This window comes from Streptomyces sp. SAI-127 (genome assembly GCF_029894425.1).
Classification (GTDB): domain Bacteria; phylum Actinomycetota; class Actinomycetes; order Streptomycetales; family Streptomycetaceae; genus Streptomyces.
On sequence record NZ_JARXYJ010000001.1, the window covers coordinates 3,019,708 to 3,042,229 of the forward strand.

General features: G+C 70.9%; 18 protein-coding genes and 1 riboswitch. Of the genes, 7 read left to right on the forward strand and 11 right to left on the reverse strand.

The genetic code is table 11. The features are described from left to right. Positions 1–34 precede the first annotated feature (34 nt). Genes M2157_RS13745 through M2157_RS13755 form a run of 3 tightly spaced genes read right to left on the reverse strand, consistent with a single transcriptional unit; the run spans position 35 to position 4,713 of the window. Complete coding sequence (locus tag M2157_RS13745; RefSeq protein WP_280865390.1) at positions 35–1,231, reverse strand: alkaline phosphatase family protein; 1,197 nt, start codon at positions 1,229–1,231, stop codon at positions 35–37. Next, positions 1,231–1,827 carry a DUF5998 family protein gene (locus M2157_RS13750; RefSeq protein WP_266529629.1) on the reverse strand — a complete coding sequence of 199 codons (597 nt, stop codon included), beginning with the start codon at positions 1,825–1,827 and terminating at the stop codon, positions 1,231–1,233. Before M2157_RS13750 ends, M2157_RS13745 begins: the two co-directional genes overlap by 1 nt. 42 nt (positions 1,828–1,869) lie before the next feature. After that, positions 1,870–4,713, reverse strand: coding sequence for a bifunctional GNAT family N-acetyltransferase/acetate--CoA ligase family protein (locus M2157_RS13755; protein ID WP_280865391.1), 2,844 nt, complete (start codon positions 4,711–4,713; stop codon positions 1,870–1,872). Positions 4,714–4,910: 197 nt separating this feature from the next. On the opposite strand from M2157_RS13755, the gene M2157_RS13760 reads away from it, so the two are divergent. Then, on the forward strand, positions 4,911–5,192 hold the full coding sequence (locus tag M2157_RS13760; protein ID WP_007385204.1) for an HPr family phosphocarrier protein: 282 nt from the start codon (positions 4,911–4,913) through the stop codon (positions 5,190–5,192). Between the two features lie 127 nt (positions 5,193–5,319). On the opposite strand, the gene M2157_RS13765 is transcribed toward M2157_RS13760, so the two are convergent. From M2157_RS13765 to M2157_RS13780, 4 genes are all read right to left on the reverse strand, one after another. Further along, positions 5,320–6,015: a GntR family transcriptional regulator gene (locus M2157_RS13765; protein ID WP_280862165.1), complete on the reverse strand. Its 696-nt coding sequence runs from the start codon at positions 6,013–6,015 to the stop codon at positions 5,320–5,322. Positions 6,016–6,203: 188 nt separating this feature from the next. Next, positions 6,204–6,956 carry a M23 family metallopeptidase gene (locus M2157_RS13770; protein ID WP_280862166.1) on the reverse strand — a complete coding sequence of 251 codons (753 nt, stop codon included), beginning with the start codon at positions 6,954–6,956 and terminating at the stop codon, positions 6,204–6,206. 13 nt (positions 6,957–6,969) lie between these two features. Then, a riboswitch (cyclic di-AMP (ydaO/yuaA leader) is annotated at positions 6,970–7,136 on the reverse strand. Positions 7,137–7,327: 191 nt separating this feature from the next. After that, on the reverse strand, positions 7,328–8,716 hold the full coding sequence (locus M2157_RS13775) for a pitrilysin family protein (protein ID WP_266558605.1): 1,389 nt from the start codon (positions 8,714–8,716) through the stop codon (positions 7,328–7,330). Continuing rightward, the gene (locus M2157_RS13780) at positions 8,713–10,113 is read right to left on the reverse strand and encodes a pitrilysin family protein (RefSeq protein WP_280863766.1); all 1,401 of its coding nucleotides are present in this window, start codon (positions 10,111–10,113) and stop codon (positions 8,713–8,715) included. Before M2157_RS13780 ends, M2157_RS13775 begins: the two co-directional genes overlap by 4 nt. Positions 10,114–10,437: 324 nt before the next feature. On the opposite strand from M2157_RS13780, the gene M2157_RS13785 reads away from it, so the two are divergent. Continuing rightward, a complete protein-coding gene (locus M2157_RS13785; RefSeq protein ID WP_280862167.1) occupies positions 10,438–12,897 on the forward strand; it encodes a DNA topoisomerase IV subunit A in 2,460 nt (819 codons plus the stop codon). Here the strand turns inward: M2157_RS13785 and M2157_RS13790 are convergent. Then, on the reverse strand, positions 12,894–14,006 hold the full coding sequence (locus M2157_RS13790) for a GTP-binding protein (protein ID WP_280865392.1): 1,113 nt from the start codon (positions 14,004–14,006) through the stop codon (positions 12,894–12,896). The two genes, M2157_RS13785 and M2157_RS13790, sit on opposite strands and share 4 nt — an antisense overlap. Before the next feature lie 376 nt (positions 14,007–14,382). On the opposite strand from M2157_RS13790, the gene M2157_RS13795 reads away from it, so the two are divergent. Continuing rightward, positions 14,383–14,835 (forward strand): DUF6082 family protein, encoded by a 453-nt coding sequence (locus M2157_RS13795; RefSeq protein ID WP_348541790.1) that lies wholly within the window; start codon positions 14,383–14,385, stop codon positions 14,833–14,835. A gap of 30 nt (positions 14,836–14,865) precedes the next feature. Here M2157_RS13795 and M2157_RS13800 read toward each other — a convergent pair whose 3' ends face one another. Both M2157_RS13800 and M2157_RS13805 read right to left on the reverse strand, forming a co-directional pair. After that, the gene (locus M2157_RS13800; RefSeq protein ID WP_266529456.1) at positions 14,866–15,102 is read right to left on the reverse strand and encodes a hypothetical protein; all 237 of its coding nucleotides are present in this window, start codon (positions 15,100–15,102) and stop codon (positions 14,866–14,868) included. Between the two features lie 350 nt (positions 15,103–15,452). Beyond that, positions 15,453–16,619 (reverse strand): citrate synthase/methylcitrate synthase, encoded by a 1,167-nt coding sequence (locus M2157_RS13805; RefSeq protein WP_280862170.1) that lies wholly within the window; start codon positions 16,617–16,619, stop codon positions 15,453–15,455. Positions 16,620–16,731: 112 nt separating this feature from the next. Here M2157_RS13805 and M2157_RS13810 point away from each other — a divergent pair, with 112 nt between their 5' ends. From M2157_RS13810 to M2157_RS13825, 4 genes are all read left to right on the forward strand, one after another. After that, the gene (locus tag M2157_RS13810; protein ID WP_280862171.1) at positions 16,732–17,997 is read left to right on the forward strand and encodes a citrate synthase; all 1,266 of its coding nucleotides are present in this window, start codon (positions 16,732–16,734) and stop codon (positions 17,995–17,997) included. Between the two features lie 53 nt (positions 17,998–18,050). Next, the gene (locus M2157_RS13815; protein WP_280862172.1) at positions 18,051–18,995 is read left to right on the forward strand and encodes a sucrase ferredoxin; all 945 of its coding nucleotides are present in this window, start codon (positions 18,051–18,053) and stop codon (positions 18,993–18,995) included. Positions 18,996–19,085: 90 nt separating this feature from the next. After that, a complete protein-coding gene (locus M2157_RS13820; RefSeq protein ID WP_280862173.1) occupies positions 19,086–20,753 on the forward strand; it encodes a sensor histidine kinase in 1,668 nt (555 codons plus the stop codon). After that, on the forward strand, positions 20,753–21,433 hold the full coding sequence (locus tag M2157_RS13825) for a response regulator (RefSeq protein ID WP_280862174.1): 681 nt from the start codon (positions 20,753–20,755) through the stop codon (positions 21,431–21,433). The genes M2157_RS13820 and M2157_RS13825 overlap by 1 nt, the downstream gene beginning before the upstream one ends. 6 nt (positions 21,434–21,439) lie before the next feature. Here the strand turns inward: M2157_RS13825 and M2157_RS13830 are convergent, their stop codons facing one another. Then, positions 21,440–22,510, reverse strand: coding sequence for an ABC transporter substrate-binding protein (locus M2157_RS13830; protein WP_280862175.1), 1,071 nt, complete (start codon positions 22,508–22,510; stop codon positions 21,440–21,442). Between the last annotated feature and the right edge of the window lie 12 nt (positions 22,511–22,522).

Genomic DNA, 22,522 nt, shown 5'->3' on the forward strand with positions numbered 1-22,522 from the left:
TTCGGTTTCTGCGGCGGATAGGGCCGGGTCGGTCTCAGGAGCGTACTTCGAGCAGCGGGACAAGCTGCTCGGCGGGGGTCATCGAACCATGGTTCCCGACCATCGCCGACTCCTTCGGCTCCCGCTCGGAAGCGATGAGGAGCACGTCGTCGCGGGCGGCGGCGACCACGTCGCCGATCCGGTCGTACACCCGCTCGTCGCAGTGGTCCGGCGGCCCGAACCAGCCCGCGGCGATCGCCTCGTCGCGTGAAGCGACCCAGAACTGCTCGCCGAGGACCTCACGCCAGCAGGTCAGGACGTCACCAGCGGCGCCCGGCACCGCGTAGACATGGCGGGCGCGGCCCTCGCCGCCCAACAGGGCGACCCCCGCGCGCAGTTCCCAGTCCTCGTCGAAGTCGATGCGGTGCTGCTCGTCGAAGGGGATGTCGATCATCCCGTGGTCGGCGGTGACGTACAGCGTGCTGTTCGGCGGCAGTTGCTCCGCGAGCCGCTGGACCAGGCGGTCGACGTACATCAGCTGGCCGCGCCAGGTGTCGGAGTCGACGCCGAAGCGGTGGCCCGCGCCGTCGACCTCGGAGTAGTACGTGTAGACCAACGAGCGGTCGCCGACGGCGAGTTGCTCGGCCGCCAGGTCCATGCGGTCCTCGCCGGACAGCCGCCCGAGGAACGTGCCGCCGCTGAGCGCGACCTTGGTCAGCGGAGTGTTCTGGAAGGTCGGCGAGGTGACCTGGGCCACGTGCACGCCGGCCTGGTCGGCGAGTTGGAAGACGGTGGGGTACGGCTGCCAGACCTGCGGCTTGGTCCACGGCTGCCAGCGCAGCTGGTTCATCAGCTCGCCGGTGGCCGGGTTGCGCACGGTGTAGCCGGGCAGGCCGTGGGCGCCCGGCGGCCGGCCGGTGCCGACGGAGGCGAGGGAGGTCGCGGTGGTCGCCGGGTAACCGGAGGTCAGGGGGCGGCCGGTGCCGCCGCGCGAGTCGGCCAGCAGGGAGGTCATGAAGGGCGCCTCGTCCGGGTGCGCCTTCAGCTGCTCCCAGCCGAGGCCGTCGATCAGGAACACGCAGTTCCGGTCGGCGGGGGTGAGCTCGGAGATCGCGGCGGTCGTGTCCGGTACGGCCATGCCGGCGGCGAGGGTGGGCAGCAGGTCGGCCAGGGAGCCGGTGCCGTACTCGGGGACGGGCGCGGTGTCGAGGGCTAGGGGTTCCGAGTGGTCCCAGGCGGCGGGCTGCGCCATCAGCGGGTGACGTCCGCGGTCGCCTCGGAGATGGCCTGGGCGAAGGCGAGCGCCTGGCGCACGGTGTCCGGGCCGTCCCCCGCCTCGCTGACGCGCAGGCTGAGGTCGTCCGCCGTGGAGCTGCCGGTGTAACCGTGGTCCGCCTCGCAGTTGGGGTCGCCGCAGGCGGCGGGCTCCAGGTCGATGCGGGAGACGGCGCCCCAGCCGATGGTCAGCACGACCTCGCGGGGCAGGGTGCCCGGCTGGTACTGCTCCGGATTGGCGACGACCCGGCTGACCACGACCGACGAGATCCGGCCGAGCTTCACGGACTCCGTGGAGGTGGTGGCGTACGGCGTCGGGGACGTGCTGTCCGCGGCCTGCTCGTCGGTGTGGCTGACGATGAAGCGGTTGCCGGTGAGGACCAGCACGGTCACGTGCCGCCGCACCTCGTTCTGGTCGAACGTCGTCTCCTGGTGGACCAGGTACGACCGGATGGGCTCGCCGCCCAGCGCGGACTCCACCGCCTCGGCCACGAGGGCCGGGTAGTAGCCGCTGCGCTCGATCGCCGCTCGCAGCCCCTGGGTCGTCGTACTGGTCTTGGCCATGACGTCCATCCTACGGGGGCGCACTGACTACGAGGCACCGCTCGCCGCTGCTCAGTACGCGGGAAGTGTCCGCGGGCCGAGGTCGTCGCGGGCGGGCGGCGGCGCGAGCCGCACGGAGGCGCCGAGAACGCTCAGGCCGCGCGGGGCGACGACGACCGGCTCCAAGGTGACCGCGACGACCTCGGGATGGTCGTCGACCAGCCGGGACACCCGCAGCAGGAGCTCCTCCAGTGCCGGTGTGTCGACCGGGGTGGAACCCCGCCAGCCGAAGAGGAGCGGTGCGGTCCGGATCGAGCGGACGAGGGTCGCCGCCTCCCGGTCGGTGACCGGAACCAGCCGGTGCGCGGTGTCGCCGAGCAGCTGCGAGGCGGCCCCGGCGAGTCCGAAGGACAGCACGGCGCCGGCGGCCGGGTCGATGACGGCCCGGAGCACCGTGTCCACCCCGCGCGGGGCCATCCCCTGCACCACGGGCCGCAGTTCGTCGGGGGTGCCGAACAACTCGGTCAGCTCGGCGTACGCCCGCCGCAGCTGCTCCTCGTCCGCGAGATCGAGGCGTACGCCGCCGAGGTCGGCGCGGTGGCGCAGGTGCGGGGCGGTGGCCTTGAGGGCGACCGGGTAGCCGAGGGTCGCGGCGGCCTGGACGGCCGCGTCGGCGGTGGTGGCGGGCAGGGCCCGGTGGACCTGGATGCCGTAGGTGCCGAGCAGCTCGCAGGTCTCCTCGCTGCCGAGGGTGAGGCCCTGCCCGCGGGTGAGCAGGCCGTCGATCAGGGCGGCGGCACCCTTCTCGTCGATGGCCGCGTCGATGGACTCGGGCACCTTGCCGGGTTCGGCGGCCTCCCGGCGCCACTGGGCGTACTGCACGGCGTCGGCGAGGGCCCGCACCGCGCGCTCGGCGGCGGGGTAGGCGGGGATGAGGCGCTCGCGGGTCTCGGCGGCGGGCGGTTCCGCGGGGGCCGGCGTGGCACGCAGCCGGTCCAGGGCGCGGAAGGGATGGTCGGCGCGGATCGCCGGCGGGGCCGAGGCGGCCTGGGGCGCGGTGCTGGTCGCCGCGGACAGGGCCTCGGCGAGGCCGCCGAGCTCGACATGGACCACGAGGACCGGTTTGCCGGGGACCTGCTCCGCCGCGGACCTGAGCGCCTCGGCGAGCGCGGCGTCGCCGGCGGATCCCTCGCCGACCGCCGGGATGGCCGTCACGATCACCGCGTCGTAGGAGTCGTCCGCCAACGCGCGCGCGAGGGCCGCGTGGAAGTCCTCCGGTGCGGCGGCCGTGGTGAGGTCCAGCGGGGTCGACGGCCGGAGCCCTTCGGCCACGCACGCGTCGTAGGTGAGCAGACCGAGCGACTCGGAGTTGCCGAGGATCGCCACTTTGGGGCCGGTGGGCAGCGGCTGGCGGGCGAGCAGCAGGCCGGTGTCCACCAGTTCGGTGATGGTGTCGACCCGGATCACGCCGGCCTGCCTCAGCAGCGCGGAGACCGTGGCGTGCGGCAGGCGCGTCGCGCGGACGGCGTGGCCCTGCGGGGCGGTGCCCGCGCCCTGCACCACGACCAGGGGTTTCGCGGCCGCCGTACGCCTGGCGAGGCGGGTGAACTTGCGGGGGTTGCCGATGGACTCGAGGTACATGAGGACGACGTCGGTGTCCGGGTCGTCGTACCAGTACTGCAGGACGTCGTTGCCGGACACGTCCGCGCGGTTGCCGGAGGAGACGAAGGTGGAGACGCCGGTCACGCCGGTGACGCCGGCGCCGCGTCGGTGCAGCCGGGAGAGCAGGGCGATGCCGATGGCGCCGGACTGGGCGAACAGGCCGATCCGGCCGGGGCGAGGCGCCTCGGGGGCCAGCGAGGCGTTCAGCCGGACCCCCGGGGAGGTGTTGATGATCCCGAACGCGTTGGGGCCGATGATCCGCATGCCGTACGCGCGTGCGTGCCGCACGAGTTCACGCTGGCGATCCCGCCCCTCGGGGCCGCTTTCGGCGTACCCGGCGGAGAGCACGACGAGTCCCTGCACGCCGTGTGCCCCGCACTCGGCGACGACCTCGGGGACCTGCTCGGCCGGCACGGCGACGACCGCGAGGTCGACGGGACCGTCGATGTCGCGCACCGAGCGGAGCGCGGGGATGCCGTCGAGCTCCTTCTGCCCGTCGGGGAAGGCCTTGTTCACGGCGTACAGGCGGCCGGTGAACCCGTAGTCCCGGATGTTGCCGAGCACGCTGCGGCCCACGCCGCCGGGGCTGCGGCCGACACCGACGACAGCGACCGAGCCGGGGGTGAGCAGCCGCTGCACGGACCGCGACTCCGCGCGCTGTTCGCGCGCGTACTGCACGGCGAGCGAGCGGTCGGTGGGCTCCAGGTCGAACTCCAGGCGTACGACGCCGTCCTCGAAGCTGCGCTTCTGGGTGTACCCGGCGTCGGTGAACACCTTGATCATCTTGACGTTCGCCGGCAGCACCTCGGCGGCGAAGCGCCGGATGCCGCGCTCACGCGCGACGGCCCCGATGTGTTCGAGGAGGGCGGAGGCCACGCCGCGCCCCTGGTGGGCGTCCTGGACCAGGAAGGCGACCTCGGCCTCGTCGGCGGGGGCGGAGGCGGGCATGCCCTCGGGGCCGATGCGGTCGTAGCGTACGGTGGCGATGAACTCGCCGCCGACGGTGGCGGCGAGCCCCACCCGGTCCACAAAGTCGTGGTGCGTGAAGCGGTGGACGTCCTTGGCGGACAGGCGAGGGTAGGGCGCGAAGAAGCGGTAGTACTTCGACTCGTCCGAGACCTGCTCGTAGAAGCTGACCAGGCGATCGGCGTCGTCGACGGTGATGGGCCTGATGCGCGCGGTGCCGCCGTCGCGCAGCACCACGTCGGCCTCCCAGTGGGCGGGGTACTCGTGCCGGTCCGACGCGCTCTGCATGGGCCCCAGAGTACGGCTCGCGTACGACAACGGCGCGAGGCAGTCTGTGGAGAACGCGCGAGGACGCACAAGGACGGAAGTCGGGCCGAGGCCGCGGTCCGACCACTCCCCCCGGAGGGACTTCAGGTCCTGTCCGGGGGCGCTTCACGTGTGGGAAACTGGTCTAGACAACCCTGAACACCGAAGGGCAGCATCACATGGCTGAGCGCCGCGTCAACGTCGGCTGGGCCGAGGGCCTTCACGCCCGTCCCGCTTCCATCTTCGTCCGGGCCGCCACGGCCGCAGGCATCCCGGTGACGATCGCCAAGGCCGACGGCAACCCCGTCAACGCGGCCTCCATGCTGGCCGTTCTCGGCCTGGGCGCGCAGGGCGGCGAGGAGATCGTCCTCGCCTCCGACGCCGAGGGCGCGGACGCGGCCCTCGACCGCCTCGCGAAGCTGGTCGCCGAGGGGCTCGAGGAGCTTCCCGAGACCGTCTGAGGGAAAGTGCCGTAAAAAGCACCGAGGGGCTCGTCCGAATTACCGGGCGGGCCCTTCGCATTTCCCTTTTGCGGGCAGCAGAAATAATCCCCCTCGAATTACCCTCTCTTTGTATACGGCGCCCGTGTTAATGCCGCAGGCCTGTCACGTTTACAGGATGTTGCGAGGTCCTCACACGGTCCGCGCGATCCTGCCCGGAGGCGAACCGCAGCCGGTGCACCGCGCCCGAGCGCTCGGTGTGCAGCGCCGTGATCGCCCGCGCGCGCTCGCCGTCCCCGCGCGCCACCGCATCCACGATCGCGCCGTGCTCGGCCCAGGACTCCGCGGGGTTGGCCGGCGCGTCCACGACGTACATCCAGGCGATCTTGTGCCGCAGCTGGGTCAGCATCGAGGTCAGCGCGGGGCTGCCGGAGGCCTGGGCGAGCGTCTCGTGGAACCAGCCCCCCAGAGAGCGCAGATCCTCGCTGTTGCCCCTCCTGGCCCGCTCCTGGCCCAGCCGGACCAGGCCGCGCAGCACCTTCAGATGGGCCTCAGTGCGGCGCTGGGCGGCCCGGGAGGCGCCGAGCGGCTCGAGGAGCATCCGCATCTCCAGCAGGTCGGCACCCTCCTGCTCGGACGGTTCGGCAACGCACGCGCCCGCGTGCCGCCGCGTCACCACGAAGCCCTCGGCCTCCAGGGTGCGCAGGGCCTCCCGGACCGGGACACGGGAAACGCCGTAGCGGCGGGCGAGCAGTTCCTCGGTGAGCCGGCTGCCGCGCTCGTAGACACCAGCGACGATGTCGTCCCGGATCGCCGTGCATACCGAGTGCGCCGGAATACGCATGTCCGACCTCCGTCTTAATCCCCGTGAAACGTCGCCGATTGACGTGTGTTCAGTGACTCTATTGCAATGGACGGGAATTTCCGACGGCAGACCGGAATCCGAGGATATTTTTTGGACAACGGGGCGACGGAAACGACGAAACCCCGGCTCGGGGAGCCGGGGCCTCGCGGAGATCGCGCCGTGGGTCGTCAGACGTTCACGCCGTGCGAGCGCAGGTAGGCGACGGGGTCGATGTCCGAGCCGTACTCGGCGGTGGTGCGCGCCTCGAAGTGCAGGTGCGGGCCGGTGACGTTGCCGGTCGCGCCGGACACTCCTATCTGCTGGCCCGGGGTGACCGACTGGCCGACCGAGACGCCGATGGACGACAGGTGGCCGTACTGGGTGTACGTGCCGTCGGCCATCCTGATCACGATCTCGTTGCCGTACGACCCGCCCCAGCCGGCCTCCACGACCGTGCCGCGGCCGACCGCGTGCACGGAAGTGCCGCTCGCGGCGTGGAAGTCGACACCGGTGTGGCTGCCGGACGACCACAGGGAGCCGCCGGACTTGTAGCCGGTCGAGATGTAGGAGCCGGAGATCGGGACGACGAAGCTGTTGAGGCGCTTGCGCTCGGCCGCACGGGCGGCGCGCTCCTTGGCCTCGCGCTCCTCCTTGGCCCGGGCCTCGGCCTTCCTCTTGGCCTCCGCCGCCGCCTTCTTCTGCGCGGCGGCCTGGGCCTGGGCGGCGGCCTGGGCGTCGAGCTGATCGGCGAGGGAGTCGCCGGCGCTGACGACGGGCATGAGGCCGGTCTGCTCGACGGAGTTGTCGGCGGCGAGTGCGGGGGCGGCGATGGTGCCGATGACGCCGGTGGTGGCGAGGGCCGCGACGCCTGCCGCGCGGGCGGTGGTGCGCTTCATGCGGCTGGGACGACGGTGCTTCCCGGTGGCGCAGGTGAACGCCATGTGGTGGCTGGTCCTTTCCTTCCTTCTCGCCTACCGGGTTAGCTGACGGGTTCGGAGCAGGAAGGTCTCCTACGGACTCCCTCGCGGCTCGCGCGGGCGTCCGATTCACCCCAGGGACGTGTTGCGTGGGTCCCCGGCTCCCCTGGCTCGCGCCATGCGGGGACTCGGCGATGACTGTCCGGTGCCGCGGGCGCGGCGCAGTGCCTGACGGACAGCCCAGAGGACGCTAAGCGGGGCCACTTTCAATCCCCAAACGGATCACGGCTTTTGTAGCGCATCCCACAGGGCAGACAGGCAACCTCCTGCCCAATTCGGACATCCGAGGGCCCTGGTGGCGCTTGCGTCACCAGGGCCCCTGAGGTCGGGTGCCTCTACTCGGCCGTCACGACCTTGACTTCGCCGATGCCGAGGGCCTCGACGGGCTCCTTGATGGCGGCCGCGTCGCCGACCAGGACCGTCACCAGCCGGTCCACCGGGAAGGCGTTCACGACGGCCGCGGTGGCCTCGACGGTGCCCGTCGCGGCGAGCTGCTGGTACAGGGTCGCCTGGTAGTCGTCCGGCAGGTGCTGCTCGACCTGGTCGGCCAGCGTGCTCGCCACGGCCGCCGCGGTCTCGTACTTGAGCGGCGCCACCCCGACGAGATTCTGGACGGCGACATCGCGCTCGGCGTCGGTGAGGCCGCCTTCGGCGAGCGTGCGCAGCACCTTCCACAGGTCGTCCAGGGCGGGACCGGTGTTCGGGGTGTCGACGGAGCCGCTGATGGCGAGCATCGCGGCGCCCGAACCGTCCGGGGCGGACCTGAGGACCTGACCGAACGAGCGCACACCGTAGGTGTAGCCCTTCTCCTCGCGCAGGACACGGTCCAGGCGGGAGGTGAGGGTGCCGCCGAGGCAGTACGTGCCGAGCACCTGCGCGGGCCACACGCGTGCGTGCCGGTCGGCGCCGATGCGGCCGATCAGCAACTGCGTCTGGACGGCGCCGGGGCGGTCCACGATGACGACCCGGCCGGTGTCGTCGGCGGTCACCGGTGGCACCGGCCGCGGCCGGCCCGTGGAGCCGGTCCAGGAACCGAGGGTGTCGCCGAGCAGGGCGTCCAGGTCGATGCCGGTGAGGTCGCCGACCACCACGGCGGTCGCGGTGGCGGGGCGCACGTGCTTCTCGTAGAAGCCGCGCACGGCAGCGGAGTCGATGTTCTCGACCGTCTCCTCGGTGCCCTGGCGCGGGCGCGACATGCGCGAGTCGGCCGGGAACAGCTCCCTGGAGAGCTCCTTGGCTGCGCGGCGGGACGGGTTGGCCAGCTCGTGCGGGATCTCGTCCAGGCGGTTGCGGACGAGCCGCTCGACCTCGCTGTCCGCGAACGCGGGCGCCCTGAGGGCGTCGGCGAGCAGACCGAGCGCCTTGGCGAGGCGGGAGGCCGGCACTTCGAGGCTGAGGCGGACGCCCGGGTGGTCGGCGTGCGCGTCGAGGGTGGCGCCGCAGCGCTCCAGCTCGGCGGCGAACTCCTCGGCGGAGTGCTTGTCGGTGCCCTCGGAGAAGGCGCGCGCCATGATCGTGGCGACGCCGTCCAGGCCGGCCGGCTCGGCGTCCAGGGGTGCGTCCAGGAGCACCTCGACGGCGACGACCTGCTGGCCGGGGCGGTGGCAGCGCAGGAGGGTGAGGCCGTTGTCGAGCGTCCCGCGCTCGGGGGCAGGGAAGGCCCATACCTTGGGCTCGCCCGCCTGCGGCTGCGGGTGGAATTCCATCGCGGCGAGCTCGGTCACTTGGCCGCCTCCTCGTTCTCGTCGGTGGCTTCCACGGTGGCCGCGGACTCCGGGTCTTCGGCGCCCTCTGCGTCCTCGGCGCTCTGGGCGATCTCGGCCGGGGAGGTGGGCTCGTAGACGAGCACCGCGCGGTTGTCGGGGCGCAACTTGGCCTTGGCGACCGCCTGGACCTCCTCGGCGCTCACCTCCAGGACGCGCTGTACGGCGGTGAGGGCGAGCTGCGGGTCGCCGAACAGGACGGCGTAGCGGCACAGTTCGTCGGCGCGGCCCGCGACGGTGCCGAGCCGGTCCAGCCACTCGCGCTCCAACTGGGCCTGGGCGCGCTCCATTTCCTCGGCCGTGGGGCCCTCCTCGGCGAACCGGGCGAGCTCCTCGTCGATGGCGGCCTCGATGACCGGTACCTCGACGTCACCGGAGGTCTTCACGTCGAGCCAGCCCAGGGAGGGCGCACCGGCCAGGCGCAGCAGGCCGAAGCCGGCCGCGACGGCCGTACGGTCGCGCCGTACGAGCCGGTTGTAGAGGCGGGAGGACTCGCCGCCGCCCAGGACGGTGAGGGCGAGGTCGGCCGCGTCGCACGCGCGTGTGCCGTCGTGCGGAAGCCGGTAGGCCGCCATCAGCGCGCGGGCCGGGACCTCTTCCTCGACGACCTCGCGCAGCTGCTCGCCGATCGTCTCGGGCAGGGAGCCGTCGCGGGGCGCGGGCTTGCCGTCGTGCGACGGGATGGAGCCGAAGTACTTCTCGATCCAGGCGAGCGTCTGCTCCGGGTCGATGTCGCCGACGACCGACAGAACCGCGTTGCCCGGCGCGTAGTACGTGCGGAAGAACGCGCGCGCGTCCTCCAGCGTGGCCGCGTCCAGGTCGGCCATCGAGCCGATCGGGGTGTGGTGGTAGGGGTGGCCCTCCGGGTAGGCGAGGGCGGTGAGCTTCTCGAAGGCCGTGCCGTACGGCACGTTGTCGTAGCGCTGCCGTCGCTCGTTCTTGACGACGTCCCGCTGGTTCTCCATGGACTCGTCGTCGAGGGCGGCGAGCAGGGAGCCCATGCGGTCGGCCTCCAGCCAGAGGGCGAGCTCCAGCTGGTGGGTGGGCATGGTCTCGAAGTAGTTGGTCCGCTCGAAGCTGGTGGTGCCGTTGAGCGAGCCGCCCGCGCCCTGGACGAGCTCGAAGTGCCCGTTGCCCTGCACCTGCTTCGAGCCCTGGAACATCAAGTGCTCGAAAAGGTGAGCCAGACCGGTACGTCCCTTGACCTCATGGCGTGAGCCGACGTCGTACCAGAGGCACACCGCCGCGACCGGGGTCAGGTGGTCCTCGGAGAGCACCACGCGCAGGCCGTTGGCCAGGCGGTGCTCGGTCGCTGTCAGGCCCCCGGTGCCTGCCTGGTCTGTGGCCGTGTGACCCATGGGCATGTACGTCCCTTCGATCGCCGTCGCGGTCGTGGAAACCGCGGTTGTCCTGCCGGTCCTGCCACTGTATGCAAGCGTGCGGACCCTCGGCGAAGTTCCCGGAGCGCGTACGCCCACAGCGGATCGCGTAGCCTGCGGGCAATCGTGAGGGAGGCGCTGTGCCGGCGCCGGGCCGGGCGCCTCAACCGGGTCCTGGCCCGGACTGTCAGTGCCGCGGTCCACAATGGTCCGCGTCAGATCCCGTTCACGCTTCAGCAAGAGTGAGCCAAAGGGCCGTGAGCGACCCGTAGGCGAGCGACCAGAAAAGAGGAGCCGGCAGCGATGGCCCGCCGCAGCACGAAGACCCCGCCGCCCGACGACTCGTACGAGGAGCGGATCCTCGACATCGACGTCGTGGACGAGATGAAGGGCTCGTACCTCGAGTACGCGTACTCGGTCATCTACTCCCGCGCGCTCCCCGACGCCCGCGACGGCCTCAAGCCGGTGCACCGCCGCATCGTCTACCAGATGAACGAGATGGGCCTGCGCCCCGACCGCGGCTACGTGAAGTGTGCCCGCGTGGTCGGCGAGGTCATGGGTAAGTTGCACCCGCACGGCGACGCGTCGATCTACGACGCCCTCGTGCGCATGGCCCAGCCCTTCTCGATGAGCGTCCCGCTGGTCGACGGCCACGGCAACTTCGGTTCGCTGGGCAATGACGACCCGCCGGCCGCCATGCGGTACACCGAGTGCCGCGCCGCCGAGGCCGCGAGCCTGATGACGGAGTCCATCGACGAGGACACGGTCGACTTCGCGCCCAACTACGACGGCCAGGAGCAGGAGCCGGGCGCGCTGCCCGCCGCCTTCCCGAACCTGCTGGTGAACGGCTCCTCGGGCATCGCGGTCGGCATGGCCACCAACATGGCGCCGCACAACCTCGCCGAGGTCATCGCAGCCGCCCGCCACCTGATCCGCTACCCGAACGCGGACCTGGACGCCCTGATGCGGCACGTCCCGGGCCCCGACCTGCCCACCGGCGGCCGGATCGTCGGGCTCTCCGGCATCCGGGACGCCTACGAGACGGGTCGCGGCACCTTCAAGATCCGCGCGACGGTGTCGGTGGAGACGGTCACCGCCCGCCGCAAGGGCCTGGTCGTCACCGAGCTGCCCTTCACCGTCGGCCCGGAGAAGGTGATCGCCAAGATCAAGGACCTGGTCGGCTCGAAGAAGCTCCAGGGCATCGCCGACGTCAAGGACCTCACCGACCGCGCGCACGGCCTGCGTCTGGTCATCGAGATCAAGAACGGCTTCGTGCCGGAGGCGGTCCTCGAGCAGCTCTACAAGCTGACGCCGATGGAGGAGTCCTTCGGCGTCAACAACGTCGCGCTGGTGGACGGTCAGCCCCTCACCCTGGGCCTCAAGGAACTCCTCGAGGTCTATCTCGACCACCGCTTCGAAGTGGTGCGCCGCCGCAGCGAGTTCCGGCGCACCAAGCGGCGCGACCGGCTGCACCTGGTCGAGGGCCTGCTCACCGCACTCGTCGACATCGACGAGGTCATCCGCATCATCCGCTCCAGCGACAACTCCGCGCAGGCGAAGGAGCGCCTGATCGAGCGCTTCTCGCTGAGCGAGATCCAGACGCAGTACATCCTGGACACGCCCCTGCGGCGCCTGACCAGGTTCGACCGCATCGAGCTGGAGTCGGAGAAGGACCGGCTCAACGCCGAGATCGCGGAGCTGACCCGGATCCTGGAGTCGGACGCCGAGCTGCGCAAGCTGGTCTCCGCCGAACTGGCCGCGGTCGCCAAGAAGTACGGCACCGAGCGGCGTACGGTCCTGCTGGAGGCCGGAGCGACGGCCCCCGTGACCGCCGTACCGCTCCAGGTGGCGGACGACCCGTGCCGGGTTCTGCTGTCCTCGACGGGCCTGCTGGCCCGTACGTCGAACGGCGAGCCGTTCCCGCAGGACGCCGACGCCAGGCGCAGCAAGCACGACGTGATCGTCTCGGCGGTACCGGCCACCGCGCGCGGCGAGATCGGCGCGGTCACATCGTCCGGCCGCCTGCTGCGGCTGAACGTCATCGACCTTCCGCAGCTCCCGGACACCGCCGCGGCCCCCAACCTCGCGGGCGGGGCCCCGCTGTCGGAGTTCCTCTCGCTGGAGGACGACGAGACGCTGGTCTGCCTGACCACGCTCGACGAGTCCTCCCCCGGTCTGGCGCTCGGCACCGAGCAGGGCGTCGTCAAGCGCGTGGTCCCCGACTACCCGTCCAACAAGGGCGAGTTGGAGGTCATCACGCTCAAGGAGGGCGACCGGATCGTCGGCGCGATCGAACTGCGCACCGGCGAGGAGGACCTCGTGTTCATCACCGACGACGCCCAGCTCCTCCGCTATCAGGCCTCGCAGGTCCGTCCGCAGGGCCGCCCGGCGGGCGGTATGACGGGCATCAAGCTCACCGAGGGCGCCAAGGTCATCTCCTTCACCGCGGTGGATCCGGCGGTGGACGCGGTCGTCTTCACGGTCGCGGGCTCGCGCGGCACGCTCGACGACTCGGTCCAGACGACGGCCAAGCTGACCCCCTTCGACCAGTACCCGCGCAAGGGCCGCGCCACGGGCGGTGTGCGCTGCCAGCGGTTCCTGAAGGGCGAGGACTGCCTGTCCCTGGCCTGGGCGGGCGCCGTCCCGGCCCGCGCCGCGCAGAAGAACGGCACACCGGCCGACCTCCCGGAGATCGACCCGCGCCGCGACGGCTCGGGCGTGTCGCTGGCGAAGACGGTGTCGGTGGTGGCTGGACCGGTCTAGAAGTCGAGGACCTGCTCGTCGAGGACCTGCTCGTCGAGGACCCGCCCGTCGGGATCCTGCTCGTCGGGATCCTGTACGTAGCGAAGGACGCCCCACATGCCGGCCTCGTCGGCGTGCGGGGCGTCCGCGTCCGCCCTGCACGCCTCCAGCTCCTTGCGCAGGGCGGGAGTGTCGATGCCGGAACCGATGAGGACGAGCTGGGTGAGGCGGGCGTCACCGGGCGCCCAGGCTTCCGGGTAGAAGCGCAGGAAGCGCCCGACGGCATGGACGGCGTAGCGATTGCGGACGTCGTAGGGCCCGAAGTCGACGTACCCTTTGATCCGGTAGAGGCCCTCGGGCCTGATGTCGAGGAACGCCATCAGCCGGCGAGGGTCGAGGGGTTCGTCGCAGACATAGGAGAGGCTGTCGTAGCCGGAGTGCAGATGTCCGGCGTGATCGTCACCGTGGTCGTGGTCGTCATGCAGGTCGTCGAAGGAGAGCTGGCCGATGCGCTCCTCGGCGGGCCGGCAGTCGAAGAGGAACTCGGGGTCGATGCGACCGTAGGTGGCGGGAACGACAGCCGCACGGTCGACAAGTCGATGCACCAGAGCGAGGACGTGTCCGGCGTCGGCCGCCCGGTCGAGCTTGTTGACGACGACGAGGTCGGCGAGGGCGAGATGCCGGTCGATCTCGGGATGCCGGGCGCGGGTGTCGTCGAACTCGGCGGCGTCGACGACCTCGACGAGGCCGCCGTAGACGATTCCGGGTTGTTCGCTGGCGAGCACCATGCGGACGAGTTCCTGCGGCTCGGCGAGCCCGCTGGCCTCCACCACGATCACATCGATACCGGTGTCGGGATGGGCGAGCCGGGACAGGTACTGGTCGAGTTCGCCGACGTCGACGGCGCAGCACAGGCAGCCGTTCCCGAGGGAGACGGTGGAGTCACCGAGCGCGCCGGCGACGGCCATGGCGTCGATCTCGATGGCACCGAAGTCGTTGACGATGGCTCCGATACGGCTGCCGCCGCTGCGGTGGAGGAGATGATTGAGGAGGGTGGTCTTGCCGGAACCCAGGAATCCGGCAAGGACGACGACCGGGATCTGCCGGTGGCTCCCGCTCGGCTGACTCAACGTGCGACCTCTTTCGCGCTGCCGCGTGCACCGGATCGCAGGCCCGGCGCACGTACGAGGTTTGAATGCCGGACCAGGATACGAGCCGGAATAATCACCGCGAAGTGAACGATTGTTAGCAGCACTTGCGGGGCAGACGTTGGGGAAGGCGCCGGTTCGTGCGACCCTCGCTTCCCTCCGTGCGCCTCCTCTCCGCCTCCCCCGCCGATCAGAGCCGCTCGGCACCCTGGGAGACGGCAAGCGCCGCCCACCGCTCGCCGGTCCCCATCAGTCGACCCGCACCCCGACGACCGGCGGACGGCCGCCTGAATCGGGGGTTGACATGGCCACACTGAATGCAGGTGTACGGAGGATCGTTTCGGCTGCCAAGGCGACTGTGACGGCCGTCACCGACTCCATCGGCACACGGAGTACACGCCACCGCAAAAGGGCCGTTCTCGCCCAACAGCACCGGCTCCACTTCGACCTGATCTGCAAGGCCATGGAGGATCCCGCTCTGGCCGCCGTTCTCGACACCTACGAGACCCAGATCCCGCTCGAGAAACAGCGCCAGTTCCTCTTCGCCAACGCGCTCTACATCAACGCCATGTACTTCCACCGCATCGGAGCCATGAACCGCGCGGAGCTGTACGGCCACCTGCGGGTGATGTGTCAGAACGAGGTCTTCCGTGAGTACTGGGAGGCGACCCGTCATCACCGGAAGAGCCTGCCCGAGAACTCGGAGGAGGCCATCCTCGGCCTGATGTTGGACGATCTGATCCAGGAGCTCGCGGATTCCGACACGGACGAGTGGTGGGTCGTGGGCCAGCCGCCCGAGGAGTCCCCTTGACTCTCGGACGGCACGGCCGTCGCGCAACCGTCAAGCGTCAGGAATGTCCTGTTTGGCACGGACGAGCGTTTCCCGAGAGATGATCACAATGCGCTCATAGTCGGCTCGTGCGGCGTCCGACGGGAGCTCGGGGTCGAGTTCCGCCGTCGCTTCGCGCCCGATCACAGCGAAGTCACCGCTGCTGAGCTCGAAAATGTCGGGGCATGTCTGCCCGGTGGCACTGCCGCGCTCTCGAGGAGAGGCCCCGACACGTCGCACGATCTTCACGGAGGTGTACCGCCTTGTGACTCAGAGGGATAAATGTGCCCTCCGAAGTCGTCCGCGGTGGTTCGTCGGCAGTGCGTCGGAGTGCGCTCTCCGCGCGCGAGGTGTTCGCCGGAGCCGCCCTGGCCAGGGCCAGGCAAAGATATCGACTCCGGTGCACACGATGCGCCTGTTCTCACTCTGCGAGTGAGTGAAAATTCGACGAGGGCCTTGACCGGGGCACGATCAGGCGAAGAGTGCTCCCCACCCAGCAGCGCTGCGACAGAGGCCGCCCGCCCAGGTCAGGCCATCTTCATGCACCCCTGAAGCATCGTCGGGGAGCCGGACCGGCGTTCGGCGTCGCAGGCGATCGCTCATGCCATGACGGGCACCGCCACGGGGGGTTGCGGACCCACATACCGCGCCACCGGCCGGATGATCTTCGAGTCCGCCGCCTGCTCCAGGATGTTGGCACTCCATCCCACCGCCCGCGCCGCCGCGAACGTCGGCGTGAACATCTCGCGGGGCAGGCCGCACAGTTCCATGACCACGCCCGCGTAGAACTCGACGTTGGTGTGCAGCTCCCGCCCCGGCTTGAGCTCGGCCAGGATCGCCTCGACATGGCGTTCCACCTCGACAGCGAAGTCCACACGTGGACCGCCGAATCGCTGGGCGACCTCCCGGAGCATCCGGGAACGCGGATCCTCCGTGCGGTAGATCGCATGACCGAAGCCCATGATCCGCTCACCGGAGAGCACACGCTCACGGATCCAGGCGTCGATGCGGTCGGGCGTGCCGATCGCGTCCAGGGTGTCCAGCGCCCGACTGGGCGCACCCCCGTGCAGCGGCCCGGACAACGCCCCTACGGCCCCCACGAGACACGCCGCGACGTCCGCTCCCGTCGACGCGATGACCCGCGCCGTGAAGGTTGATGCATTGAAGCCGTGATCAATGGTTGAGATCAAGTACTGCTCGACCGCCCGCGCCCGTTGAGGCTCCGGCTCCGCACCCGTCAACATGTAGAGGTAGTTCGCCGCGTACGAGAGATCCTCACGCGGCTCCACCGGCGCCAGCCCCTTGCCCAGCCGGTGCAACGCAGTGAGCAGCGTCGGCACGGCCGCAGCGGCCACGAGCGTGTCCCGTCGCCGCTCGTCCGGGCCGATGTCGTACACCGGGCGGAACCCTTTCGCCGCTCCGAGCAGCGACAACGCGGTGCGCATGCCCGCCAGCGGCCCGGATCGCCCGCTCGCCGCCGCGATGGCCGGCAGCGCCGCCCGCACCTCGTCGGGCAGCCGCCGCAATGCCGCGGTCTCGGCGCGGAAAGCCACGGCCCGTTCGGCGTCCGGCAGTTCGCCGTGGACCAGGAGATGCCAGACGTCCTCGAAGCCGCGGGTCTGTGCGAGTTCAACAGCCGAGTACTGGCGGTAGTGATAGAACCCCTCGCGCCCCCGGACATCTCCGACCTCTGTGTCGGTGACGACGACACCGGCGAGTCCTCGCGGTACGTCGACGAGCGTGGTTGCGGACCTGTTGACCGACATGATTCCTCCCTGGACTTGATTCGACTGTCCATGGTTGACTCAGTGGCTGTCAATGTTGATTGAATCAATACACACCAATCAACCCACCCGGTTGCGGATACGGTGACCTCTTATGCGCGATCAAGACCCCCTCCCCGGCCAAGCCGAACGACGGCTCAGCACCAAGGAAGCGGCCGAACTGCTGGGCGTGAAGCCCGAAACCGTCTACGCCTACGTGAGCCGAGGCCAGCTCAGCAGCCGACGCGTTCCCGGCGGCCGGGGCAGCACCTTCGACGCCAAGGAGGTGGAGACCCTCTCCCGGCGCAACCGCCGGGAGAGCGGCGGGAGTCCGGGCTCCGGCGGCGAACTGTCCGTGCGCACCCGCATCACGTTCATCGACCGGGACCGCTACTACTTCCGTGGCGTCGACGCCACCGGACTGGCCGCGCACCACTCCTACGAAGAGATCGCGGAATGGCTGTGGACCGGCCGTCTACGCCCCGGAGTCACCTTCACCGCGCCCGACGCCGCCGTCGAGGTGGCCCGCCGCGCGGTCGACGCGCTGCCCGAACACGCAGGCCCCACCGATCGGTTGCGGGTGGCGGCGATCGCCGCCGCGGTCTCGGATCCACTGCGTTTCGACCTGTCCGAAGAAGCCGTGCTCGGCACCGCGCGGACCCTCATCCCGACCCTCGTCGCCGCCCTCCCGCCCGTGCTGCGCGACGACCGCCGCCGGGACGACGGCCCGCTGGCCCACCGGCTGTGGACGCGCCTCAGCGGACGCAAGCCCGACGAGGCGTCCCTGCGCGTCCTGGACACCGCACTGGGGCTGCTCGTCGACCACGACCTCGCCGCCTCGACCCTCGCGGTACGCGTCGCCGCATCGGCCCACGCGCACGCGTACGCGGCCGTCTCCGCCGGACTCGGTGTCCTGGAGGGCCCCTTGCACGGCGCTGCCAGCGGGCTCGCCCACAAACTGCTGCTCGATGTGCTCGACCGGGGCGACGCGGCCCCCGTCATCGCGGAGGAACTGCGGGCCGGTCGCCGGATCCCGGGCCTGGGTCACCGGCTCTACGCCGGCGAGGACCCACGCGCGCGAGCCCTGTTCGCCCTCCTGGAGGAGATCCCGCGCGCGGAACCCGCACTCCTCGCGGCCCGCGACATCGTGGCCACCACCGCCCGCCACGCCCCCCTGCACGCCAACGTGGACCTGGCCCTCGCCGCGCTCACCGCCTCCTCCGGGATGCCCTCCACGGCGGGCGAGACGATCTTCGCCGTCGCCCGCACGGCGGGCTGGATCGCCCACGCGCTGGAGGAGTACGGGGAACGCCCTCTGCGCATGCGCCCGAGCGGCACTTATGTGGGCCCGAAGCCGCCGCAACCACTGCCGGAGCTCTGACACCGGCACGGCCGGAAGTTCGCCGCGTCACAAGTCAGGTTAGGCTCACCTCTGTGAGTACCTGCTCAACGGTCTCGCACGACCTCGACGAGCCCGTTTCCGGAACCGCGGCCACCGCGCGGACCTGGTTGCTGCTGGAACAGCCCGGTCCCTGGGGCGCCAAGGCTCTCACTTCGAGCCACCTGGACCCGGCCCTGGGCCGCGCCCTGGAGGCCGCGGCGCAGGACACGCGCGTGCGGATCGCGCTGATCCGCCGCCCCGGACGGCACGCCGACAGCGGAAAACCCACCACCCGGCAGGTGTATGCCGCCCACACCGTGCCGGGCAACGTGTGGCTGCGCAGTGCGACGACCCGCGATCCGCGGGACCTGCTCGACCTGGACTTCGCCGCGCTCGGCAGGGGCGAGCACGCCGGCTTCGACGCCGTGCTCGGCGGGCGTCCCCACACCGGCGATCCCCTCGCGCTCGTCTGCACCAACGGCAAGCGGGACCGCTGCTGTGCGCTCCTCGGCCGCCCACTCGCCGCGGAACTGGCCGCCTCGGGCGTCGAGGGCGCCTGGGAGGTCACCCATCTGGGTGGTCACCGGTTCTCCCCGACACTGCTCGTTCTGCCGTACGGCTATGCCTACGGCCGCGCCGAGGCCCATGCCGTCAAGGAAGTCCTCCACAGCGTCCAGGAGGGCCGCATCGTGGTCGAGGGGTGCCGCGGCAGCTCCGCCTGGGAGCGTCCCGGCCAGGCGGCCGAGCTGGCCGTGCGCACGGCGGTGCGCGAGTACGCGGCGGAGGCGCTGACAGTCGTACGAACGGACGGCGCCGCCCCGCACTGGGAGGTGACCGTCGCACACGCCGACGGCCGCCATTGGCGTGTCCTCGTGGCCCAGACCGCGTCCCTGCCGCCCCGTCCGGAGAGCTGCGGTGCGTCGGTGCTCGGCTCACCCGCGCGGATGGACGTCGTGGCGGTGCACGAGCTGAGGACATCGGCAGCACTGGCGAGCTGACCGGACCAGCGGGCCCGTCCATGCATTGATCAAGAAATCCATGTCACACCCCCTGCGGCGGATCGGGCACCTCCACGTACCGTCTTGGGTATGAGCCGCACTCCCCCCGCCCGCCGCCTGCGCCTCGGGCTGCCCCGCCGGGTGTTCTCGCAGGTGCTCCTGATGCAGCTGGCGATCGCCGCGGGAGTCGCGGTGCTCGCGACCGGTCTGTTCCTCGCCCCTCTGAGCAACCAGCTCGACGACCAGGCGATGCGCCGGGCGCTGGCCATCGCCCAGACCACCGCCGCCGAGTCGCAGATCGCCGAGCAGGTCACGGACACGCCCCCGCTGCCCACCGGCCCCGTCCAGCGGGAGGCCGAGAGGATCCGCAGGGCGACCGGGGCCGAGTACGTCGTGGTGATGGACTGGCGTGGCGTCCGCTGGTCGCACCCCACTCGCAGCGAGGTCGGCAGGATCGTCTCGACCGACCCGGGCCAGGCCCTGGCCGGCGAGGAGATCATGCAGATCGACAGCGGCACCCTGGGCCGCACCGCCCGCGGCAAGGTGCCCCTGTACGACAGCGAACACAAGATCGTCGGGGCGGTCTCCGTCGGCATCGCCTACGACAGCGTGCGTGCCCGGCTGATCCACGCGATCCCGGGCCTGTTCGCCTACGCCGGCGGGGCCCTTGCCGTCGGCGCGCTGGCAGCCTGGCTCATCTCCCGGAGAGTCCAGCGACAGACTCGTGACCTGGCCTTCTCCGATATCTCCGCCCTCCTTTCCGAGCGCGAGGCCATGCTGCACGGCATCCGGGAAGGCGTCGTCGCCCTGGATCGCACCGGGCGCATCCGGCTGCTCAACGACGAGGCCCGCCGACTGCTGGGCATCGGGGACGAGGCCGTCGGCCGGCCCCCCGACGAGGCCCTGGGGGACGGCCGTACCGCCGACGTCCTGGCCGGACGGGTGACGGGAACCGATCTCATCACCGTCCGCGGCCAGCGGGTGCTGGTCGCCAACCGCATGCCCACCGACGACGGCGGTGCCGTCGCCACCCTGCGCGACCGCACCGAACTGGAACAGCTCGGCCGGGAGCTCGACTCGACCCACGGTCTGATCGACGCCCTGCGCGCCCAGGACCACGAACACGCCAACCGGATGCACACGCTCCTGGGGCTCCTGGAGCTGGAGATGTACGACGACGCCGTGGAGTTCGTCGGAGAGGTCGTCGGCGACCACCGGGCCACCGCGGAGCAGGTCACCGAGAAGATCGAGGATCCGCTGATCGCCGCACTGCTGGTGGGCAAGGCGACCGTCGCGGCGGAGCGCGGTGTCGCCCTGTGGGTCTCCGACCGGACCCGGCTGCCGGACCGGCTGGTCGATCCGAGCGGGCTGGTCACGATCGTCGGCAACCTCGTGGACAACGCCCTGGACGCCGTCGCCGGCGCCCCGCACGCGCGCGTGGAGGTCGAGCTGCGCGCAGAGGGCCGTACCGCCGTCCTCAGAGTGCGGGACACCGGACCCGGAATCCCGGTGGAACAACGGGAACTGGTCTTCACCGAGGGATGGTCGACCAAGGAGCCCCCTGCGCACCGGGGGCGCGGCCTCGGGCTCTCCCTCGTACGCAAGCTCGCCGAACGTCAGGGCGGCAGCGCGGCCGTCGCGGAGGCCGACGGCGGAGGCGCGGAGTTCACCGTCGTACTGCCCGAGGCACTGGCCGAGCCGCAACCGGCGCTCACCGCGCCGCCCGCCCAGCAGACCGCCATCGAGGAGGAGTCGTGATGATCGAGGTCCTGGTCGTGGACGACGACACCCGCGTGGCACGCGTCAACGCCGCCTACGTCGAGAAGGTGCCCGGCTTCCACGTCGCCGGCGAGGCGCACAACGCGGCGGACGCGCTGCGCCAGCTGGAGGCGCTGCCCCACGTCGACCTGGTCCTCATGGACCACTACCTGCCCGACGAGACGGGTCTGGCGGTCGTCCAGGAGATGCGCCGACGCGGCCACCAGACCGACGTGATCATGGTGACGGCGGCGCGGGACGTGACGACCGTACAGGCGGCGATGCGCCACGGCGCGCTGCAGTACCTGGTCAAGCCGTTCGCCTTCGCGGGCCTCAGGGCCAGGCTGGAGGCGTACGCCGAGCTGCGCCGCACCCTCGACGGCGGAGGCGAGGCGGAACAGGCGGAGGTCGACCGCATCTTCGGCGCGCTGTCCACGCCCGGGGAGCCCGAGCTGCCCAAGGGGCACTCCCCCACCACGGTGGAACTCGTCCGCAGATCCCTGATGAACGCCGAGGGGCCGCTGTCCGCCCAGGAGATCGCCGACCGGACAGGCGTGAGCCGGCAGACCGCCCAGCGCTATCTGAAGCTCCTGGAGCGCACGGGACGGGCCAGGCTCACCCTCAAGTACGGTGACGCGGGCCGCCCGGAACACCGTTACGTGTGGGCGACCCGCGCGTGAGGAGGCTCAGCCGGCGTTCTGCGCGGCCTTCTCGACAAACTCCGTCGTGTACGTCTTGTCGAGGTCGACGTCGGCGTTCTGGATGTTGGGGTTGAACGCCTTGAGGACCTTCTCGACGGTCTCGGGACCGCCCTGGGGCATCACGCCGTCGTCGGTGAACATCGGCAGCGTGTTCTTGATGGCCACCGCGTACAGCAGCTTGTTGCCCTGTGAGTAGTCGGCGGGCATCTTGTCGGCGATCTGGGTCGCGCTGTGAGTGGACATCCACTTGAGCGTCTTGACGAATGCATTGGCCAACTTCTGGACGGTCTCCTTGTGACCGTTGACCCAGTCCGTCTGCATGTACAGGCTTGACGACGGATACGGTCCGCCGAGTGCCTCGTCCGAGCCCTGGGGCGTGCGCATGTCCAGAAGGATCTTTCCGGCCTTCTTGTCCAGGATCGTCGCGACGGTCGGGTCGGTCGTCATGCCTCCGTCGATCGAGCCCTGCTGGAGCGCCGAGATGAAGGTCGGCCCCGCGCCCGCGGCGACCGGTGTGAACTCGCTGATCTTCACGCCGTTCTTGACGGCGAGGTACTTGGTGAGGAAGTCGGTCGAGGACCCCAGGCCCGTGACGCCGAGCTTCTTGCCCTTGAAGTCCTTGGCCGAGGTGATGTCGCCCGCCGCCTTGTTGGAGACGATCTCCACCTCACCGGGCGCGTGCGAGAACTGCACGACCGACTCCACGTCCTTGCCCTTGACCTGCAGGTCGAGCGTGTGGTCGTAGAAGCCTACGGCCCCCTGGACCTGGCCGGAGACGAGCGCGGTCTCCGCCTGGACGCCGGCGGGCTCGCTCAGGAGCTCCACGTCGAGTCCCTCGGAGTCGAAGTAGCCGAGCCGCTGGGTGAGCATCGCGGGCAGGTAGATGACCTTGTCGAGGCCACCGACCATGATCTTGACCTTGGTCCCCTTGCCGTCGCCCTTGCTGCCGGAGTCGGCCGACGCCGTGCTGGCAGCGTCGTTGGCACAGGCGGTGAGCGAGGAGAGGGCGAGCAGGCCGGCGGCGGCCAGGGAGGTGTATCTGGCGGTCTTGCGCATGGGGTTCACGTC

What these genes read in the sequence shown, in the direction of transcription:
- M2157_RS13750 (WP_266529629.1), bottom strand. Translation starts at nt 1,827, where the DNA reads ATGGACGTCATGGCCAAGACCAGTACGACGACCCAGGGGCTGCGAGCG.
- M2157_RS13785 (WP_280862167.1), top strand. Translation starts at nt 10,438, where the DNA reads ATGGCCCGCCGCAGCACGAAGACCCCGCCGCCCGACGACTCGTACGAG.
- M2157_RS13755 (WP_280865391.1), bottom strand. Translation starts at nt 4,713, where the DNA reads ATGCAGAGCGCGTCGGACCGGCACGAGTACCCCGCCCACTGGGAGGCC.
- M2157_RS13810 (WP_280862171.1), top strand. Translation starts at nt 16,732, where the DNA reads ATGCGCGATCAAGACCCCCTCCCCGGCCAAGCCGAACGACGGCTCAGC.
- M2157_RS13830 (WP_280862175.1), bottom strand. Translation starts at nt 22,510, where the DNA reads ATGCGCAAGACCGCCAGATACACCTCCCTGGCCGCCGCCGGCCTGCTC.
- M2157_RS13765 (WP_280862165.1), bottom strand. Translation starts at nt 6,015, where the DNA reads ATGCGTATTCCGGCGCACTCGGTATGCACGGCGATCCGGGACGACATC.
- M2157_RS13825 (WP_280862174.1), top strand. Translation starts at nt 20,753, where the DNA reads ATGATCGAGGTCCTGGTCGTGGACGACGACACCCGCGTGGCACGCGTC.
- M2157_RS13770 (WP_280862166.1), bottom strand. Translation starts at nt 6,956, where the DNA reads ATGGCGTTCACCTGCGCCACCGGGAAGCACCGTCGTCCCAGCCGCATG.
- M2157_RS13805 (WP_280862170.1), bottom strand. Translation starts at nt 16,619, where the DNA reads ATGTCGGTCAACAGGTCCGCAACCACGCTCGTCGACGTACCGCGAGGA.
- M2157_RS13760 (WP_007385204.1), top strand. Translation starts at nt 4,911, where the DNA reads ATGGCTGAGCGCCGCGTCAACGTCGGCTGGGCCGAGGGCCTTCACGCC.
- M2157_RS13820 (WP_280862173.1), top strand. Translation starts at nt 19,086, where the DNA reads ATGAGCCGCACTCCCCCCGCCCGCCGCCTGCGCCTCGGGCTGCCCCGC.
- M2157_RS13745 (WP_280865390.1), bottom strand. Translation starts at nt 1,231, where the DNA reads ATGGCGCAGCCCGCCGCCTGGGACCACTCGGAACCCCTAGCCCTCGAC.
- M2157_RS13780 (WP_280863766.1), bottom strand. Translation starts at nt 10,113, where the DNA reads ATGGGTCACACGGCCACAGACCAGGCAGGCACCGGGGGCCTGACAGCG.